Source organism: Pseudoxanthomonas sp. X-1 (assembly GCF_020042665.1).
Classification (GTDB): domain Bacteria; phylum Pseudomonadota; class Gammaproteobacteria; order Xanthomonadales; family Xanthomonadaceae; genus Pseudoxanthomonas_A; species Pseudoxanthomonas_A spadix_A.
This window is the reverse complement of record NZ_CP083376.1, coordinates 753,083-768,475: the sequence shown is the minus strand read 5'-3', so window position 1 is coordinate 768,475 and position 15,393 is coordinate 753,083. Positions and strand designations below refer to the sequence as shown.

The window sequence follows — 15,393 nt, the reverse complement described above, 5'->3', positions numbered from 1 at the left end:
CATGCAAGCTCAGGGCGTGCTATTCGGGCAGATCGCCGCCGTCTTCGGCATCGTGATCGCCGGCGTATGGAGTGCAACGCAATGGACAGCCGCCGCTCTGGCCTATCAAGTACGCCTTGGCTCGCCCTGGTTTGATTTCTTCGGAACGACGGTCTATCACCCTTGGCGGCTGTTCGAGTGGTGGTTCCTCTTCGATGCCTACGCGCCGCACGTCTTCGACATAGGCGGGGCCATCGCGGGCGGCAGCGGCCTGGTGGCCGTGATCGTCGCCATCGCCATGTCGGTGTGGCGCTCGCGGCAATCGCGCCTCGTCACCACCTACGGCTCCGCACGCTGGGCTGATGCTGCCGACATTCGCAAGGCCGGGCTGACACAGCCCGCCGGCATCTTCCTCGGCCAGCATCGCGGCCAGTACCTGCGCCACGAAGGCCCGGAACACGTCCTGACCTTCGCGCCGACGCGCTCCGGCAAGGGTGTCGGCCTAGTGGTGCCGACCTTATTGAGCTGGCCCGCGTCCGTCGTCGTCCACGACATTAAAGGCGAGAACTGGACGCTCACCGCCGGCTGGCGCTCGCGCTTCTCGCATTGCCTGCTGTTCAACCCGACGGATGCGAAGTCGGCAGCCTACAACCCGCTGCTGGAAGTGCGGCGCGGCGCGCATGAGGTGCGCGACGTGCAGAACGTGGCCGACATTCTGGTCGATCCAGACGGGGCGCTCGAACGCAGGAATCATTGGGAAAAGACTTCGCACGCGCTGCTGGTCGGCGCCATCCTGCATGTGCTCTACGCGGGCACCGACAAAACTTTGCGTGGGGTGGCGAATTTCCTGTCCGATCCAGCGTGCCCGTTCGAGCTGACCTTGCACCGGATGATGACGACCAAGCACCTGGGCGATGCACCGCACCCGGTTGTCGCGTCCGCTGCGCGCGAAGTGCTCAACAAGTCGGACAACGAACGCTCCGGCGTGTTGAGCACCGCCATGTCGTTCCTCGGTCTGTACCGCGATCCCACGGTGGCCGAAGTCACATCGCGCTGCGACTGGCGCATCGCCGACCTGATTTCCGCCGAGCACCCGGTATCGCTGTACCTCGTGGTGCCGCCTTCGGACATTAGCCGCACCAAGCCGCTGATCCGGTTGATCCTCAACCAGCTCGGACGGCGGTTGACCGAATCGCTCGACGGCAGCGACGGCATCGCCCGTCGCCACAAGCTGCTGCTGATGCTCGATGAGTTCCCGGCGCTGGGCCGGCTCGACTTCTTCGAGACGGCGCTGGCGTTCATGGCCGGCTACGGCATCCGCAGTTTCCTCATCGCGCAGTCGCTCAACCAGATCGACAAAGCCTACGGCCAGAACCATTCCATCCTCGACAACTGCCACGTCCGTGTGACGTTCGCCACCAACGACGAGCGCACGGCCAAACGGATCTCCGAAACGCTCGGCACCGCCACCGAGCTGCGCGCGCAGCGCAACTACGCCGGCCACCGGCTCGCGCCGTGGCTCGGGCATCTCATGGTGTCGCGCCAAGAGACGGCCCGACCGCTGCTGACACCGGGCGAAGTGATGCAGCTTCCGCCCGACGAATCGGTGGTGATGGTGTCCAGCCTGCCGCCGATCAAGGCGAAGAAGCTGCGCTACTACACCGATGCCAATTTCAAGCGGCGTGTCCTGTCGCCGCCTGCGCTCGCGTCCGGGCAGTACGCCGACGCACCGCCATCGCGCCCCGACGACTGGAGCGGCTTGGCGATTCCCGCCGTCCCTGCCGCACTGGCTACGGCATCCGCCGATGACCTGGGCGGCACCGATGACGGAGGCCCGCGCTGGCAGCCGGAGCTATCCGAGGTTGCCGAGTACCACCCCGAACAAGCGGCTCTCGCCAACGACTTGGCGCTGCTCGATGACGACGACGACCTGCCGCTGCCGCTTCCCGGCCAGCTCGACCCGGCCATGCAGCGCACGGCCCGGCTGGCTTCCCTCGACCAACACGACGGAATCGAGTTATGAGCCAATACCGCCTCAATCTGTTCATCCAGCACGAGCACGCCAAGCGCCTGGAGGAACTGGCCGCCAAGAAAGGTGTGTCGAAATCCAGCATAGTCGCGGCGGCGCTCGCATCGTGGCTATCGCCCGATGCCGGCGACCAGCGCGAGGCCGCCATTGCCAAGCGGCTGGATCGCCTGTCGCGGCAGGCCGAGCGCCTGGAGCGCGACCAGAACATCCAGATCGAGACGCTGGCGCTGTTCGTCCGCTACTTCCTGACCGTCAGCACGCCCATTCCCGAGGCGCATCAAGACGCAGCCCGCGCCCAAGGCAAGGCCCGCTTCGAGCAGTTCGTCGAACAACTCGGCCGCCACCTGCTGCGCGGCCGGAGCCTGGTGCGGGACGTGGTGGAAGAACTGCATCCCGACCCGATGCGGATGGATGACGCGGCGACACAGGCGGAAGCCCATGAACGCGCTACGGAGCGTGCCTCATGAGCGCCGTTCCGAAGTCATCCATAACCACCGCGCTGGATCGCCGCATCCAGATGCTGCGCACGGCAATGGGGCCGCTGATCGCCGCCGCGCTGGAAGACCCGGACGTGGTGGAAATCATGCTTAACCCTGATCGCACCCTATGGGTGGATCGGTTGTCGTTGGGCCGTACGCCGCTGGGCGTCGAACTACCCGAGGCCGATGGCGAACGCATCATCCGGCTGGTGGCGGCCCACGTCGGCGCGGAAGTGCATCGCGGCCAGCCGCTGCTGACTGCCGAGCTGCCCGAGACTGGCGAACGCTTCGAGGGCATCTTGCCGCCGGCCGCGCCTGGCCCGGCGTTCGCGCTGCGCAAGCGTGCCGTGAGCATCATCGGCCTGGATCAGTATGTGGCCGACGGCATCCTGACCGCTGGACAAGCCGAGTTCCTGCGCCGCGCCGTGCGCGCGCGGCAGAACATCCTGATCGCCGGTGGCACCAGCAGCGGCAAGACCACGCTGGCCAACGCCTTGCTCGCCGAGATCGCCGCCACCGGCGACCGTGTGTTGGTGCTCGAAGACACTATCGAGCTGCAATGCGCCGCCCGCGACCATGTGCCGCTGCGCACGCGCACCGGCGTGGTGTCGATGCAGGAGCTGGTGCGCGCCACGATGCGCCTGCGCCCGGATCGCGTCGTCGTTGGCGAAGTACGCGGCGGCGAGGCGCTGGATCTCATCAAGGTGTGGGGCACCGGCCATCCCGGCGGCATCGCCACCATCCACGCCGGTTCGGCGTTGGGCGCGCTGCTGCGCCTGGAGCAACTGATTCTCGAAGTGGCGGTGAACCCACCTCGGGCGCTGATCGCCGAGGCGGTCAACGTCGTCATCCACATCGCCGGGCGTGGCCGCAAGCGCCACGTCGAAACCATCGCCCGCGTCGTTGGCTTCGACGCTGCGAGCTATCGCCTGGCGGACGCGCTGGAAACGCCGTTTCCCGAGCTGCCGCCGCTTTCTTCCCCGTCCCCTGACCAACCTGGAGAACTGCCATGACGCAGATGAACGCCCATGCTTTGCGTATTTCCGTAAATCCGGCTTCGGCCTTCGCCCGCCTGCGGCGGCTGGCCGCGCCAGCACACCACGGCCTGCTGCTGGCCGCCACCATGCTGATGACGGCCGGAACCGCGAAGGCCGCCGGCTCCTCGATGCCGTGGGAAGGCCCGCTGCAATCCATCCTCGATTCCATCCAGGGGCCGGTCGCGCGCATCGTCGCCGTCATCATCATCATCGCCACGGGCCTGGCACTGGCCTTCGGCGACACGTCAGGCGGCTTTCGCAAGCTGATCCAGATCGTGTTCGGCCTGACCATCGCCTTCGCCGCGTCCTCGTTCTTCCTGTCGTTCTTCAGCTTCTCCGGTGGGGCCGTCGTATGAGCACGGCCAACGACCTGCCGGGCTTCGAGGTGCCGCTGCACCGCTCGCTGACCGAGCCGATCCTCATGGGCGGTGCGCCGCGCACCGTCGCCATTGCTAACGGCACGCTGGCCGCCGCCATGGGCCTGGGCTTGCAACTGTGGATTCCCGGTGTGGTGCTCTGGGTCGTCGGCCATTCGCTGGCGGTGTGGGGTGCGCGCGTCGATCCGCAGTTCATGCAGGTCTTTGCCCGGCACATCAAGCACAAGCCGCTGATGGACGTGTAGGGAGGCGCCGCCATGCTGAACCTTGCCGAATACCGCCAGCGGCCCGCGCTGCTCGCCGACTGGCTGCCCTGGGCCGGACTGGTCGCGCCGGGCGTCGTCTTGAACAAGGACGGCAGTTTCCAGCGCACGGCGCGCTTTCGCGGCCCCGACTTGGACAGCGCCACGCAAGGCGAGCTGATCGCCGCGTCGGCGCGGCTCAACAACGCGCTGCGCCGGCTGGGTTCGGGCTGGGCGCTGTTCATCGAAGCCGAGCGCCGGTCGGCGGCGGACTACCCGCACTCCGATTTCCCCGAGCCGCTTTCGTGGCTTGTGGACGAGGAGCGCCGCGCCGCCTTCGAGGAATCGGGCAACCACTTCGAGAGCGGCTATCACCTGACGCTGGCCTACCTGCCGCCGGAGGAATCCCGCGCTCGCGCCGCGAAGATGCTCTACGAGAACGCACCCGGCGACGGCGTGGACTGGCGCGGCCGCCTCAGTGCGTTCATGGCGGAAACCGATCGCGTATTCGACCTGCTCGACGGCGTGATGCCGGAAATCGCTTGGCTCGACGACGCGCAGACGCTGACCTATCTGCACGCCACCGTCTCGACGCGACGCTACCGCATCGGCGTTCCCGAGGTGCCTTTCCATCTGGACGCGCTGCTGGCCGATTCCGCGCTGGTCGGCGGCCTCGCGCCCACGCTGGGCGACCAGCACCTGCGCGTGGTGTCGGTGCGGGGCTTCCCGACCTCGACTTGGCCGGGCTTGCTGGACGACCTCAACCGCCTGGGCTTTGGCTATCGCTGGTCAACCCGCTTTCTCTGCATGGACAAAGCCGAGGCGGAAAAGGAACTCGGCCGCCTGCGCCGCCAGTGGTTCGCCAAGCGCAAGAACGTCGTTGCGCTGCTGCGCGAAACCATCTTCCAGCAGGAAAGCCCGCTGGTCGATACCGACGCCAGCAACAAGGCCAGCGATGCCGATGCGGCCTTGCAGGAGCTGGGGAGCGATCAAGTCGCCTTCGGCTACCTGACGGCCACTGTGACCGTGATGGACACGGATGCCGCCGCTGCCGACGAAAAGCTGCGCATGGTGGAGCGCGTCATCCAAGGGCGCGGGTTCGTCACCATTCCCGAAACGCTGAACGCCGTCGATGCGTGGCTGTCCTCGATCCCTGGCAACGCCTACGCGAACGTGCGCCAGCCCATCGTCTCGACGCTGAACCTGGCGCACATGATGCCGCTGTCGGCGGTGTGGGCCGGGCCGGAGAAGAACGACCACCTCGACGGCCCGCCGCTGATCGTTACCCGCACCGATGGCGCGACGCCGTTCCGGCTGGTGACGCACATCGGCGACGTGGGGCATACGCTGGTCGCCGGGCCGACCGGCATGGGTAAGTCGGTGCTGCTCGCCATCCTGGCAATGCAGTTCCGGCGCTACTTCGGCTCGCGCATCTTCGCCTTCGACATGGGCCGCTCGATGCGCGCCACCATCCTCGGCTTGGGCGGCGAGCACTACGACCTGGGCGCGGATGGCGGTATCGCGTTCCAGCCGCTCGCCCGCATCGACGGCGAGGGCTACCGCACCTGGGCCGCCGAATGGGTGGAAGGCCGCCTGCTGCATGAAGGCGTGACCATCGGCCCGGACGAGAAGGCGGCTATCTGGTCGGCGCTCGGCAGCCTCGCCGGTGCGCCGCCGGAACAGCGCACGATGACCGGGCTTTCCGTGCTGCTGCAATCGAACGCGCTGCGCCAGGCGCTTTCGCCCTATGTGCTCGGCGGCGCGCACGGCAAGCTGCTGGATGCCGACCACGACCGGCTAGGCATGGCCGGCGTGCAGGGCTTCGAGATGGAAGAACTGATGCACAGCCCGGCCGCCGTGCAAGCGGTGCTGCGCTACCTGTTCGCCCGCTTCGATGAGCGTTTCGACGGTGCGCCCACGCTGCTGATTCTCGATGAGGCGTGGCTGTTCCTTGATGAGCCGGCGTTCGCCGCCCGCATCCGGGCGTGGCTGAAAACGCTGCGCAAGAAAAACGTGTCGGTGATCTTCGCCACGCAATCGCTGGCGGACATTAAGGATTCGACCATCGCGCCCGCGATCATCGAAAGCTGCGCGAGCAGGATTTTCTTGCCGAACCCGCAGGCCACCGAGCCGCAGATTCGCACGATCTACGAGGGCTTCGGCCTCAACAGCCGGCAAATCGAAATCGTCGCCACCGCGCAGCCCAAGCGCGACTACTACTACCAATCGCGCCTCGGCAATCGCCTGTTTGACCTCGACCTGGGGTCGGCGGCGCTCGCCTTCGCCGGCGCATCCACACCGCAAGACCAACGCGACATCGACCGCGTGCTGACGCAGGCCGGCGCTCCCGGCTTCGCCGGCGCGTGGCTGCGCCATCGCGGCCTTGATTGGGCCGCCGACCTGCTGCCGTCCGCACCGGTGGCGGCTTCCTTCCTCGCTTCTCAACCGCTGGAGGTTTCGCCATGAAGACCCGTGTGCTTTCCGCTTCGCTCGCCATCGTGCTGTCCGGCTCGCTGATGCTCGCCCAACCGGCGGCGGCCATCACCGTGTTCGACCCGTCGAACTTCGTGCAGAACACGCTGACCGCCGTTCGCACGCTGGAGCAGATCAACAACCAGATCAACCAGCTCCAGAACGAGGCGCAGATGCTGATGAACCAGGCGCGCAATCTGGCGACGCTGGACTTCAACATCGTCAACCGCCTGCGCTCCACGCTTGCCACCACCGAACGCCTGATCGCCGAGGCGCAGGGGCTGGCCTACGACGTGCAGAGCATGGATGCCACGTTCTCGCGCCTGTACCCGGAGCAGTACGCCGCCACCATCAGCGGCGACCGCATGGCGCAGGACGCCCGCGAACGCTGGCAGAACACCTTGAACGGCCTGCACACCGCGATGCAGATGCAGGCGCAGGTATCGCAGAACCTGACCCAAGACGAAAGCGCGCTGGCCGACCTCGTGAGCCAGAGCCAGTCGGCCACCGGCGCGCTGCAAGCGATGCAGGCGACGAACCAGCTTCTCGCCTTGCAGGCCAAGCAGTCCATCCAGGCGCAGCAGCTCCAGATCACGCAAGACCGGGCGGCCTCGCTGGAACTGGCGCGGCAGGCGGCAGCGACCGAGCGCGCCCGCGAAGTGCGGCGGCGCTTCCTCGGCACCGGCACGCCGTACACGCCGCAGACCGTCAATTTCTACAACAACAACTGACGGAGGCGGCCATGCGATGCGCTTCCGTCCTGCTGGCCGTGCTGCTGACCGCTTGCGGCCAGCAGCCGGCCGAGAACCTGGCCGACGCCTTGGCCGCCGACCCCGTGCGGCTCAAGGCGCTGCGCGCGCAATGCGCGGCCGACCGGCGGGCCGTGGGCGAAGACGCTTGCCGCGCCGCCGCCGATGCCTTCCGGCGGCGTTTCTTCGCCGGCCACACCGGGCCGGACGAATACAACTCGCTGGCCGAGCTGCCGCCGATTCCAGCCAGCTTCGATGAACCCACCGGGGAGGACACGCCATGAACGACGTGACCATCATCGACCAATTCCTCGATACGTTCTCGCGCTACATCGACTCGGGCTTTGGCTTGCTGCATGGCGAAGTGGCGTTCCTGACCGCCACGCTCATCGTCATCGACATGACCATCGCCGGCCTGTATTGGGCCATGAGCCACGCCACCGGCCAGGGCGAGGACGTGATCGCCAAGCTGCTGCGCAAGGTGCTCTATGTCGGTGCCTTCGCCTACATCATCGGCAACTTCAACTGGCTGGCCGGCATCGTGTTCCGTTCGTTTGCCGGGCTGGGCCTGATGGCAGGCGACTCTACCTTGAGCATGGAGCATTTCCTGCAACCGGGACGGCTGGCGAAAACCGGCCTCGATGCGGCCGGGCCGATCTTCCTTCAACTCGACGACATGATGGGTTTCCCCGAGGTGTTCGCCAACCTCGATGCCATCTTGGTGCTGTTCCTCGCCTGGCTGGTGGTGATCCTCTGCTTCTTCGTGCTGGCGGTACAGCTTTTCATCACGCTGATCGAGTTCAAGCTGACCACGCTTGCCGGCTTCGTGCTGGTGCCGTTCGCGCTTTGGAACAAGACGAGCTTCCTGGCGGAAAAAGTGCTCGGCAACGTGGTGTCGTCGGGCATCAAGGTCTTGGTACTGGCCGTCATCGTCGGCATCGGCTCGGGCCTGTTCTCGCAGTTCCAGGTTCATCCCGATGAACCGTCCATCGACCACGCGCTTGTCGTGATGCTGGCCTCGCTCGCCTTGCTGGCGCTCGGCATCTACGGGCCAGGTATCGCTACGGGCCTTGTGTCCGGTGCGCCCCAACTGGGCGCGGGCGCGATGGCAGGTGCTGCGGTCGGCGCAGTCGGCACAGGCGTTGCCATCGGTGCCGCCGCGACCGGCGTAGGCGGTGCCGTCGCCGCCGGGGCGCGCATGGCACCCGCCGCCGCGAAGCTGGCCGGCGCTGGCGCGCGTGCAGCCACATCGGCGGCGGGCAGCGCCAAGTCGGCATTCCAGGCCGGCTCCGCCGCAGCGGGCGGCGGGGCCAAGGGCGCAGCCGCTGGCCTCGGCAACGTCGCCAAGACCGGCGCGCAGGCGGCAGGTCGCCGTGCCGCATCGGGTGCTGCCGCTGCCGGGCAGAAGGTGGCCGATTCCTTCCGTGCCGGATGGAACGGTGCAGAGGCCGGCGCTTCCGGCTCCGGGCAGGCCAGCACAGGCGAAGCCGCCGACAACGCCGCCAGCTCGCAGAAGCAGGAACAACCCGCCTGGGCCAAGCGGATGCACCGCCGCCAGCAGATCACCCATGCCGCAACCACCGCCGCCCACACGCTGCGCGGTGGCGACGGCGGCGGCTCCGGGCAAGGCCCGAGCCTGCGCGATTCCGATACCTGACCCCCAAGGAGAACCCTATGCGATTCAAGCGACCGCAGGTGCGCTACGCCGATACGCCGCAGCCTGCCACCCCGTATCAAGCCGCCGCCCAGGTGTGGGACGAGCGTATCGGCTCGGCCCGCGTGCAGGCGAAGAACTGGCGATTCATGGCCTTCGGCTGCCTGCTGCTGGCCTTGCTGATGGCCGGCGGCCTGGTGTGGCGTTCGGCGCAGTCCATCGTCACGCCCTACGTCATCGAGGTGGACAAGAGCGGCCAGGTGCGTGCGGTCGGCGAAGCAGCCACGCCGTACAAGCCGGCTGACGCGCAGATCGCCTATCACCTGGCGCACTTCATCATGCTGGTTCGCTCGCTCTCCATCGACCCGATCGTGGTGCGGCAGAACTGGCTCGATGCCTACGACTACACCACCGACAAGGGCGCGGCCGTGCTCAACGACTACGCCAGCAAGAACGACCCGTTCGCTCGCGTCGGCAAGGAGTCGGTGACTGTGCAGATCACCAGCGTGACCCGCGCCAGCGACACGTCTTTCAACGTGCGTTGGACGGAGCAGCGGTTCGTCAATGGTGCGCCCGCTGGCACCGAACGCTGGAACGCCGTGCTTTCCACCGTCCTGCAAACCCCGCGCACCGAACAGCGCCTGCGCAAGAACCCGCTGGGTATCTACGTCAACGGCCTGTCGTGGAGCCGCGAACTGGATTCGTCCGAAGGAGCCAAGCCATGAATGCACTTTTCCGTAAATCCGTTTTGCCGTTGATCCTGCTGGCTCTCGCGGGCTGCGCCTCGCAGGGCAAGCCGCCGCCGTCCATCTCGCTCGATGAGCCAGTGCAGGCCCAGCCGCTGCCGGAGCCGCCCAAGCCGGTGGAGGTCATCACCGTTCCCGAACCCTTGGCGCTGCCGGATCAGTTGAAACCGCTGCCGGGGACGGACGGAGCCAAGCCCGTGCCGGAGCCGGCCGACGAAACCGTGCGCGTGTCCAAGGCCAACGCCGAGGCGCGCATTGCGCCGACCCGCGAGGGCTACGTCAACGCGATTCAGGTGTGGCCCTTCACCGATGGCGCGCTCTATCAGGTCTATGCCGCGCCGGGGCGCGTCACCGTGGTTTCGCTCCAGCCCGGCGAGGAACTCGTGATGGTCGCCGCAGGCGATACCGTGCGCTGGATCGTGGGCGACACGTCCAGCGGCAGCGGCGACGCGCTGCGCGTGAACGTGCTGGTGAAGCCCATCCGCTCGGGCCTGAAAACCAATCTTGTCATCACCACCAGCCGCCGGACGTACCTGCTGGAGCTGACCTCGACCGAACGTGCATGGATGGCCTCGGTGTCCTGGGACTACCCGAAAGACCGGATGCTGGCCTTGCAGCGCCAGGCGCAAGCGGCCAACGCCGCCGCGCCGGTCGATACCGGCTTGTCGCTGGAGAAAATCCGCTTCCGCTACGCGGTCAGCGGCAGCAATCCGCCGTGGAAGCCGCTGCGCGCCTTCGATGACGGCGAGAAGGTCTATATCCAGTTCCCGCCAGGCATCGCCCAAGGCGAACTGCCGCCGCTGTTCGTCATCGGCGCGCAGGGCGACGGGCAACTGGTGAACTACCGTTTCCGCCCGCCGTACTACATCGTGGATCGGCTGTTCGGCGCGGCCGAACTGCGCTTGGGCGGCGATGGTGGCGACGTGGTGCGGATTGAGCGCACGGATGGCGTGGCGCGGAGGAACTGACCATGAGCCAGGACGACACCCCTGATCTTGCCGCGCCGCAGGCGGGCAAGGTAGCCCCCGAGGCGGTGGCGCTGCGCGCCCAGCCGCGCCCGGTCACGCGCTTGAACCGGCGCACGCTGGCCATCCTCGCCGGCGGCCTGTCGGTCGCCGTGCTCGGCGCGCTGATGTGGTCGCTGCAACCGCAGCGGCGTAGCGCCAGCGAGCAGGCCGAGCTTTACAACGTGGATCGCGTTTCCAAGTCCGAAGGGCTGGATGGCCTGCCATCGGATTACTCGAAGCTGCCGCCCAAGGTGCCCGAGCTGGGGCCACCGCTGCCGGGCGATCTCGGCCCGGCCATCGTGAAGTCGCAGCAGCCCGCCGTGGCCGCCTACGCGGCACCCGGCCACGACCCGAATGACGGACTGCGCAAGGAGGCCGAAGCCGCGGCGGGTTCTTCGGTGTTCTTCCGTTCCGGTTCACCGAAAGCCGCACCGGTAGCGCAATCGCAGACCGCCGCCACGCCGGGCTTCGCCGCCAATGCGGCGTTCGACCCGGCGGCGGCTGGCCCGGCCTCGACGGCGGCCCAGCCTGCCGACCCGACCGCCATGCAGAACCGGCAAGACCAGAAAGAGGCGTTTCAGAAAGCCGGAACCACGGAAACCCGTAATTCCGGCAATCTGGCCCTGCCAGCTTCGCCGTATCAGGTCATGGCCGGAACGGTGGTCGCCGGGGCGCTGGTGACGGGCATCAAGTCGGACTTGCCCGGCGACGTGATCGCTACGGTGACGGAGCCGGTCTATGACACGGCTACCGGCAAGTTCCTGCTGATCCCGCAGGGTTCGCGCATCCTCGGCCGCTACAACAGCCAGGTCGCCTACGGGCAGAGCCGGGTGCAAGTGGTGTGGAACCGGATCATCCTGCCCGACACGTCTTCGCTGACGCTCGACAACCTGGCCGGCACCGACCCGGCCGGTTATGCCGGACTGGAGGATGACGTGGACTACCACTGGGGCCGTATCTTCGCCGGTGCGGCGCTGACCACGCTGCTGGGTGTCGGTGCCGAACTAGCCGCGCCGGAGAACCGGCAAGACGGTGATCGCATCATCATCGCCGGCCGCGACAGCGCGCAGGACAGCATCAATCAGGTCGGCCAGGAGATGACCCGGCGCAACATGAACATCCAGCCGACGCTGACCGAGCGCCCCGGCTTGCCGGTTCGCATCATCGTCAACCGCGATCTGGTGCTGCGGCCGTACCAGCCCTTGTTCTTCAACCGGGGGACTTCACGATGAGCACGACCAAGAAGCTGCGGCTCGGGCCGCTGCCGAAAACGGAATCCACGAAGCTGACCTTTGCTTGCCCAGCCAGCCTGAAAGCCGACCTCGACCGCTACGCCGCGCTGCACGCGCAGGCGTATGGCGAGGCGGTCGATGCGGCCACGCTGATTCCACATATGCTGGAGGCGTTCATGGCTGGGGATCGGGGGTTCAGGAAGGGAGGCGCGGGCAAGGCAGCGCCCGCGAAGCCAAATTGACGATGCAGGCGCTGCCACTACCACCGCCCACGACGAAAGCGCAGCCTATGGGCTGCGCTTTCGCTTTTGAGGGCGTCTTGTGGCAGGTCAGGGCTATGATGGCAATACGACCTTGCCCGCTGCGACGCTCCTATGCTTTCCACCGCGAAGCGCCTATGCGGCACCTAGCTCGAAAAGCGGCAACCGCACACAGAGGCCGGAATCTGGCCTAACCTTTTGCCCCGCAAGACCTTTCACGCCGCTGCGTGGTTCCACAAAGAACTTGACAGCGGACATTTTTCATGCGCGCGCCAGCAACCGGTGCAACGCCATGCCCGCCAGCATGGCCGGCACGAACCACAGCGCCTCGGCGCCGCCCGCCCCCAGGCCGACCAAGGCCGGGCCAGGGCAATAGCCGGCCAGGCCCCAGCCGGCGCCGAACAGCGCGGCCCCCAGCAACAGCGGACGATCGATCGCGCGGACGGCCGGCAGCGAGAACGACGGCGCACACACCGGTGCCCGACGTCGCCGGATCAGCGGAAACAGCGCGCCGCTGGTCAGCACCGCGCCGCCCAAGACGAACAGCAGACGCGGATCCCAGCGCCCGGCGACATCGAGGAAGCCCAGCACGCGCTGCGGGTCGGTCATGCCCGAGACCACCAGGCCGACGCCGAACAGCGCGCCACAGGCCGACGCGGCCCAGGCCTGGCGATTCATGACCCACGCCATACATGCCGCACCAGGAAGGTCACCGCCATCGCCACGGCCATGAACACCGCCACGGCGGCCAGCGAGCGACGCGAATGCAGCGCCAGCCCGCAGACGCCGTGACCGCTGGTGCACCCATTGCCCATGCGTGTGCCGACCCCGACCAGCAGGCCGGCCACGACCAGCAGCCACGGGGAAAAGCCGGCGCGCGCGGGCTGTGCGGATGGCAGCGCATGCAGCGCCAGACCGCCGACGCAGATCAGCCCCGCCAGGAAGGCCAGCCGCCAGGCCAGGCCCTCGCCGGGTGCCAGCAGCGCGCGCCCGGCGATGCCGCTGACGCCGGCGATGCGCCCGGTCAGCCACAGCAGCGCGCTGGCCGACAGGCCGATCAGCACGCCGCCGGCCAGTGCGCCGATCCAGTCCAGGCTCATTGCGGGCCCAGCCGATTGAGCGGAAGGCGCAGATAGGCCACGCCGTCCGCCTCGACAGGCGGCAGACGACCGCCGCGGATGTTCACCTGCAGCGCGGGCAGCAGCAGGCGCGGTACGGGCAAGCCCGCATCGCGTGCGCGGCGGCGGGCGACGAAGTCGGCCTCGCTCGCGCCCTGGCCGACATGCAGGTTGTGCGCGCGCTGCTCGGCGACACTGACCTCGATCTTCGGCCCGGCGCCCTGCGCCGGATAGTCGTGGCACAAAAACAGCCGCGTGTCCTCCGGCAACGCCAGCAGGCGCTGGATCGAGGCGTACAGCTGCGCCGCATCGCCGCCTGGGAAATCGGTGCGCGCCGTGCCCGAGGCCGGCGCGAACAGCGTGTCGCCGATGAAGGCCGCATCGCCGATCACATAGCTCAGGCCGTCCTCGGTATGTCCCGGCGTGGCCAGCACGCGCACCGTCAGCGCGCCCACCTGCAATGCGTCGCCGTCGTCGAGCAGGCGGTCGAACTGGCGCCCGTCCGCCACGAACTCATCGCCCAGGCCGAACAGTGCCTTGAAGCGCGCCTGGATGCCGACGATGCCGCGGCCAATGGCGATCCCCGCGCCGAGCGCGTCGCGCAGATAACCAGCGGCGCTGAGATGGTCGGCGTGGGCGTGGGTTTCCAGGATCCACAGCACGTCCAGCCCCTGTTCGCGCACCCAGGCCAGCAGCGCGTCGGCGGAGGCGGTGGAGGTACGCGCGGCGTTGGCGTCGTAGTCCAGCAGCGGATCGATCACCACTGCCGCCGGACCGTGCGGGTCGCGCACGACATAGGTGAGCGTGCCGGTGGCCGGATCGTGGAAGGGTTGGACCTGCGGCGAGGGCGATGCCGGTGACATCCGAAACTCCCGTTGCGTCATATTTTAGATTTATCTAAATTAGACGCATCGAAAACGAAAGGTCAAGCCCATGCCCGCCCGCCTGCCCTCGCCTGCGCTGGATGCCGCCGCGATGGCCCGCCACGCCCAGGCCGCGAGCGCGCTGCTGAAGGCGCTGGCGCATCCGGCGCGGCTGCGCGTGCTGTGCCGGCTGGTGGAGGGCGAGGCTTCGGTGGGTGAACTGCAGGCCAAGAGCGCCCTGTCGATGTCGGCGCTGAGCCAGCACCTGGCAGTGCTGCGCCAGGCCGAGCTGGTGGACACCCGACGCGAGGCCCAGACCATTTTCTACCGCCTGCTCGACAGCCCGGCGCTGGGCGTGATGCAGGCGCTGCATGCGGCCTATTGCGTGCCTGCCGGAAAAACGCAGCGCCCGCGCCGTCGCTGAACCCTCAGCGCAGCGCGAGCAGTTCCGGGAAGGTGTCGAGCACCGCGACCGCGCCGGCGGCGTCGAGGTCGTACTGCTTGCGATAGCCGTAGCGCAGCAGCACCAGCGGCACGCCGGCGTTGTGCGCGGCCAGCGCGTCGCTTTCCGAATCGCCCACCATCAGGCTCTTGCCGGGCTCCACGCTGAACTGCGTGGCCAGGTGCCACAGCGGCTCGGGCGCCGGCTTGCGCTGGGGCAGCGTGTCGCCGCCGACGATGCCGTCGAACAGGCCCAGCACGCCGCGCGCCTCCAGCAGCGGGCGCACGAACTGCTCGGGCTTGTTGGTGCACACCGCCAGGCGCACGCCCTGCCCGTGCAGCGCCGCCAGCGTGTCGGCCACGCCCGGATAGAGCTGACCATCCAGCGCGGTATCGCCGTAGTGCTTGAGGAAGCCGGGCATCACCGCGTCGATGTCGGCATCGCTGCCGGCCGCGCGCATCGCGTAGGTGATCAGCTGGCGCGAGCCCTCGCCGATCCAGTTGGTGATCTGTGCCAGGTCGAAGGTCCGCAGCTTCCAGTCGGTCAGCGTGCGGTTGACCGCCTCGGCGATGTCCGGCGCGCTGTCCACCAGCGTGCCGTCCAGGTCGAAGATCACCAGTGGGTAGGGAAAGGACACGGTGCGCTCCACGCGACGAAGGGGAGCGGCATGTTAGCCGCCGACGCGTAGCGCGGCGTTCAAGCCAGGC

18 protein-coding genes are annotated in these 15,393 nt (G+C 67.9%); 14 read left to right on the top strand and 4 right to left on the bottom strand.

All coding sequences use genetic code 11. The features are described 5' to 3' along the window. Window position 1: 1 nt before the first annotated feature. Genes LAJ50_RS03485 through LAJ50_RS03425 form a run of 13 tightly spaced genes read left to right on the top strand, consistent with a single transcriptional unit; the run spans window position 2 to window position 12,245 of the window. Window positions 2-2,002 carry a conjugal transfer protein TraG gene (locus tag LAJ50_RS03485; RefSeq protein ID WP_138653298.1) on the top strand — a complete coding sequence of 667 codons (2,001 nt, stop codon included), beginning with the start codon at window positions 2-4 and terminating at the stop codon, window positions 2,000-2,002. Continuing rightward, window positions 1,999-2,475, top strand: coding sequence for a CopG family transcriptional regulator (locus LAJ50_RS03480; RefSeq protein ID WP_138653300.1), 477 nt, complete (start codon window positions 1,999-2,001; stop codon window positions 2,473-2,475). Before LAJ50_RS03485 ends, LAJ50_RS03480 begins: the two co-directional genes overlap by 4 nt. Next, window positions 2,472-3,500: a P-type conjugative transfer ATPase TrbB gene (gene trbB / locus LAJ50_RS03475; RefSeq protein WP_138653302.1), complete on the top strand. Its 1,029-nt coding sequence runs from the start codon at window positions 2,472-2,474 to the stop codon at window positions 3,498-3,500. The genes LAJ50_RS03480 and trbB overlap by 4 nt, the downstream gene beginning before the upstream one ends. Next, a complete protein-coding gene (locus LAJ50_RS03470) occupies window positions 3,497-3,880 on the top strand; it encodes a TrbC/VirB2 family protein (protein ID WP_138653304.1) in 384 nt (127 codons plus the stop codon). The genes trbB and LAJ50_RS03470 overlap by 4 nt, the downstream gene beginning before the upstream one ends. Continuing rightward, a complete protein-coding gene (locus tag LAJ50_RS03465) occupies window positions 3,877-4,146 on the top strand; it encodes a VirB3 family type IV secretion system protein (protein ID WP_138653306.1) in 270 nt (89 codons plus the stop codon). The genes LAJ50_RS03470 and LAJ50_RS03465 overlap by 4 nt, the downstream gene beginning before the upstream one ends. Before the next feature lie 12 nt (window positions 4,147-4,158). Beyond that, window positions 4,159-6,609 (top strand): conjugal transfer protein TrbE, encoded by a 2,451-nt coding sequence (trbE, locus tag LAJ50_RS03460; protein WP_138653308.1) that lies wholly within the window; start codon window positions 4,159-4,161, stop codon window positions 6,607-6,609. Beyond that, window positions 6,606-7,346, top strand: coding sequence for a P-type conjugative transfer protein TrbJ (gene trbJ, locus LAJ50_RS03455; protein WP_138653310.1), 741 nt, complete (start codon window positions 6,606-6,608; stop codon window positions 7,344-7,346). Before trbE ends, trbJ begins: the two co-directional genes overlap by 4 nt. 11 nt (window positions 7,347-7,357) lie before the next feature. After that, a complete protein-coding gene (locus LAJ50_RS03450) occupies window positions 7,358-7,648 on the top strand; it encodes a hypothetical protein (RefSeq protein WP_138653312.1) in 291 nt (96 codons plus the stop codon). Then, the gene (gene trbL / locus LAJ50_RS03445; protein ID WP_138653314.1) at window positions 7,645-9,021 is read left to right on the top strand and encodes a P-type conjugative transfer protein TrbL; all 1,377 of its coding nucleotides are present in this window, start codon (window positions 7,645-7,647) and stop codon (window positions 9,019-9,021) included. The genes LAJ50_RS03450 and trbL overlap by 4 nt, the downstream gene beginning before the upstream one ends. A gap of 17 nt (window positions 9,022-9,038) precedes the next feature. After that, the gene (gene trbF / locus LAJ50_RS03440) at window positions 9,039-9,743 is read left to right on the top strand and encodes a conjugal transfer protein TrbF (protein ID WP_138653315.1); all 705 of its coding nucleotides are present in this window, start codon (window positions 9,039-9,041) and stop codon (window positions 9,741-9,743) included. After that, window positions 9,740-10,732: a P-type conjugative transfer protein TrbG gene (trbG, locus tag LAJ50_RS03435; protein ID WP_138653317.1), complete on the top strand. Its 993-nt coding sequence runs from the start codon at window positions 9,740-9,742 to the stop codon at window positions 10,730-10,732. The genes trbF and trbG overlap by 4 nt, the downstream gene beginning before the upstream one ends. A gap of 2 nt (window positions 10,733-10,734) precedes the next feature. Beyond that, window positions 10,735-12,003 (top strand): TrbI/VirB10 family protein, encoded by a 1,269-nt coding sequence (locus LAJ50_RS03430; protein ID WP_138653318.1) that lies wholly within the window; start codon window positions 10,735-10,737, stop codon window positions 12,001-12,003. Continuing rightward, window positions 12,000-12,245 carry a DUF2274 domain-containing protein gene (locus tag LAJ50_RS03425; protein ID WP_138653319.1) on the top strand — a complete coding sequence of 82 codons (246 nt, stop codon included), beginning with the start codon at window positions 12,000-12,002 and terminating at the stop codon, window positions 12,243-12,245. Before LAJ50_RS03430 ends, LAJ50_RS03425 begins: the two co-directional genes overlap by 4 nt. A 279-nt stretch (window positions 12,246-12,524) precedes the next feature. Here LAJ50_RS03425 and LAJ50_RS03420 read toward each other — a convergent pair whose 3' ends face one another. Genes LAJ50_RS03420 through LAJ50_RS03410 form a run of 3 tightly spaced genes read right to left on the bottom strand, consistent with a single transcriptional unit; the run spans window position 12,525 to window position 14,244 of the window. After that, the gene (locus LAJ50_RS03420; RefSeq protein ID WP_138653321.1) at window positions 12,525-12,941 is read right to left on the bottom strand and encodes a DUF6691 family protein; all 417 of its coding nucleotides are present in this window, start codon (window positions 12,939-12,941) and stop codon (window positions 12,525-12,527) included. Then, on the bottom strand, window positions 12,938-13,363 hold the full coding sequence (locus LAJ50_RS03415) for a YeeE/YedE family protein (RefSeq protein WP_138653322.1): 426 nt from the start codon (window positions 13,361-13,363) through the stop codon (window positions 12,938-12,940). The genes LAJ50_RS03420 and LAJ50_RS03415 overlap by 4 nt, the downstream gene beginning before the upstream one ends. Beyond that, the gene (locus LAJ50_RS03410) at window positions 13,360-14,244 is read right to left on the bottom strand and encodes an MBL fold metallo-hydrolase (protein WP_138653324.1); all 885 of its coding nucleotides are present in this window, start codon (window positions 14,242-14,244) and stop codon (window positions 13,360-13,362) included. Before LAJ50_RS03410 ends, LAJ50_RS03415 begins: the two co-directional genes overlap by 4 nt. Before the next feature lie 70 nt (window positions 14,245-14,314). On the opposite strand from LAJ50_RS03410, the gene LAJ50_RS03405 reads away from it, so the two are divergent. Then, window positions 14,315-14,668 (top strand): metalloregulator ArsR/SmtB family transcription factor, encoded by a 354-nt coding sequence (locus tag LAJ50_RS03405; protein WP_138653325.1) that lies wholly within the window; start codon window positions 14,315-14,317, stop codon window positions 14,666-14,668. A 4-nt stretch (window positions 14,669-14,672) separates the two neighbouring features. Here LAJ50_RS03405 and gph read toward each other — a convergent pair whose 3' ends face one another. Further along, window positions 14,673-15,323 (bottom strand): phosphoglycolate phosphatase, encoded by a 651-nt coding sequence (gene gph / locus LAJ50_RS03400; protein ID WP_138653327.1) that lies wholly within the window; start codon window positions 15,321-15,323, stop codon window positions 14,673-14,675. Window positions 15,324-15,393: the final 70 nt, after the last annotated feature.

What these genes read in the sequence shown, in the direction of transcription:
- LAJ50_RS03485 (WP_138653298.1), top strand. Translation starts at nt 2, where the DNA reads ATGCAAGCTCAGGGCGTGCTATTCGGGCAGATCGCCGCCGTCTTCGGC.
- LAJ50_RS03480 (WP_138653300.1), top strand. Translation starts at nt 1,999, where the DNA reads ATGAGCCAATACCGCCTCAATCTGTTCATCCAGCACGAGCACGCCAAG.
- trbB (WP_138653302.1), top strand. Translation starts at nt 2,472, where the DNA reads ATGAGCGCCGTTCCGAAGTCATCCATAACCACCGCGCTGGATCGCCGC.
- LAJ50_RS03470 (WP_138653304.1), top strand. Translation starts at nt 3,497, where the DNA reads ATGACGCAGATGAACGCCCATGCTTTGCGTATTTCCGTAAATCCGGCT.
- LAJ50_RS03465 (WP_138653306.1), top strand. Translation starts at nt 3,877, where the DNA reads ATGAGCACGGCCAACGACCTGCCGGGCTTCGAGGTGCCGCTGCACCGC.
- trbE (WP_138653308.1), top strand. Translation starts at nt 4,159, where the DNA reads ATGCTGAACCTTGCCGAATACCGCCAGCGGCCCGCGCTGCTCGCCGAC.
- trbJ (WP_138653310.1), top strand. Translation starts at nt 6,606, where the DNA reads ATGAAGACCCGTGTGCTTTCCGCTTCGCTCGCCATCGTGCTGTCCGGC.
- LAJ50_RS03450 (WP_138653312.1), top strand. Translation starts at nt 7,358, where the DNA reads ATGCGATGCGCTTCCGTCCTGCTGGCCGTGCTGCTGACCGCTTGCGGC.
- trbL (WP_138653314.1), top strand. Translation starts at nt 7,645, where the DNA reads ATGAACGACGTGACCATCATCGACCAATTCCTCGATACGTTCTCGCGC.
- trbF (WP_138653315.1), top strand. Translation starts at nt 9,039, where the DNA reads ATGCGATTCAAGCGACCGCAGGTGCGCTACGCCGATACGCCGCAGCCT.
- trbG (WP_138653317.1), top strand. Translation starts at nt 9,740, where the DNA reads ATGAATGCACTTTTCCGTAAATCCGTTTTGCCGTTGATCCTGCTGGCT.
- LAJ50_RS03430 (WP_138653318.1), top strand. Translation starts at nt 10,735, where the DNA reads ATGAGCCAGGACGACACCCCTGATCTTGCCGCGCCGCAGGCGGGCAAG.
- LAJ50_RS03425 (WP_138653319.1), top strand. Translation starts at nt 12,000, where the DNA reads ATGAGCACGACCAAGAAGCTGCGGCTCGGGCCGCTGCCGAAAACGGAA.
- LAJ50_RS03420 (WP_138653321.1), bottom strand. Translation starts at nt 12,941, where the DNA reads ATGAATCGCCAGGCCTGGGCCGCGTCGGCCTGTGGCGCGCTGTTCGGC.
- LAJ50_RS03415 (WP_138653322.1), bottom strand. Translation starts at nt 13,363, where the DNA reads ATGAGCCTGGACTGGATCGGCGCACTGGCCGGCGGCGTGCTGATCGGC.
- LAJ50_RS03410 (WP_138653324.1), bottom strand. Translation starts at nt 14,244, where the DNA reads ATGTCACCGGCATCGCCCTCGCCGCAGGTCCAACCCTTCCACGATCCG.
- LAJ50_RS03405 (WP_138653325.1), top strand. Translation starts at nt 14,315, where the DNA reads ATGCCCGCCCGCCTGCCCTCGCCTGCGCTGGATGCCGCCGCGATGGCC.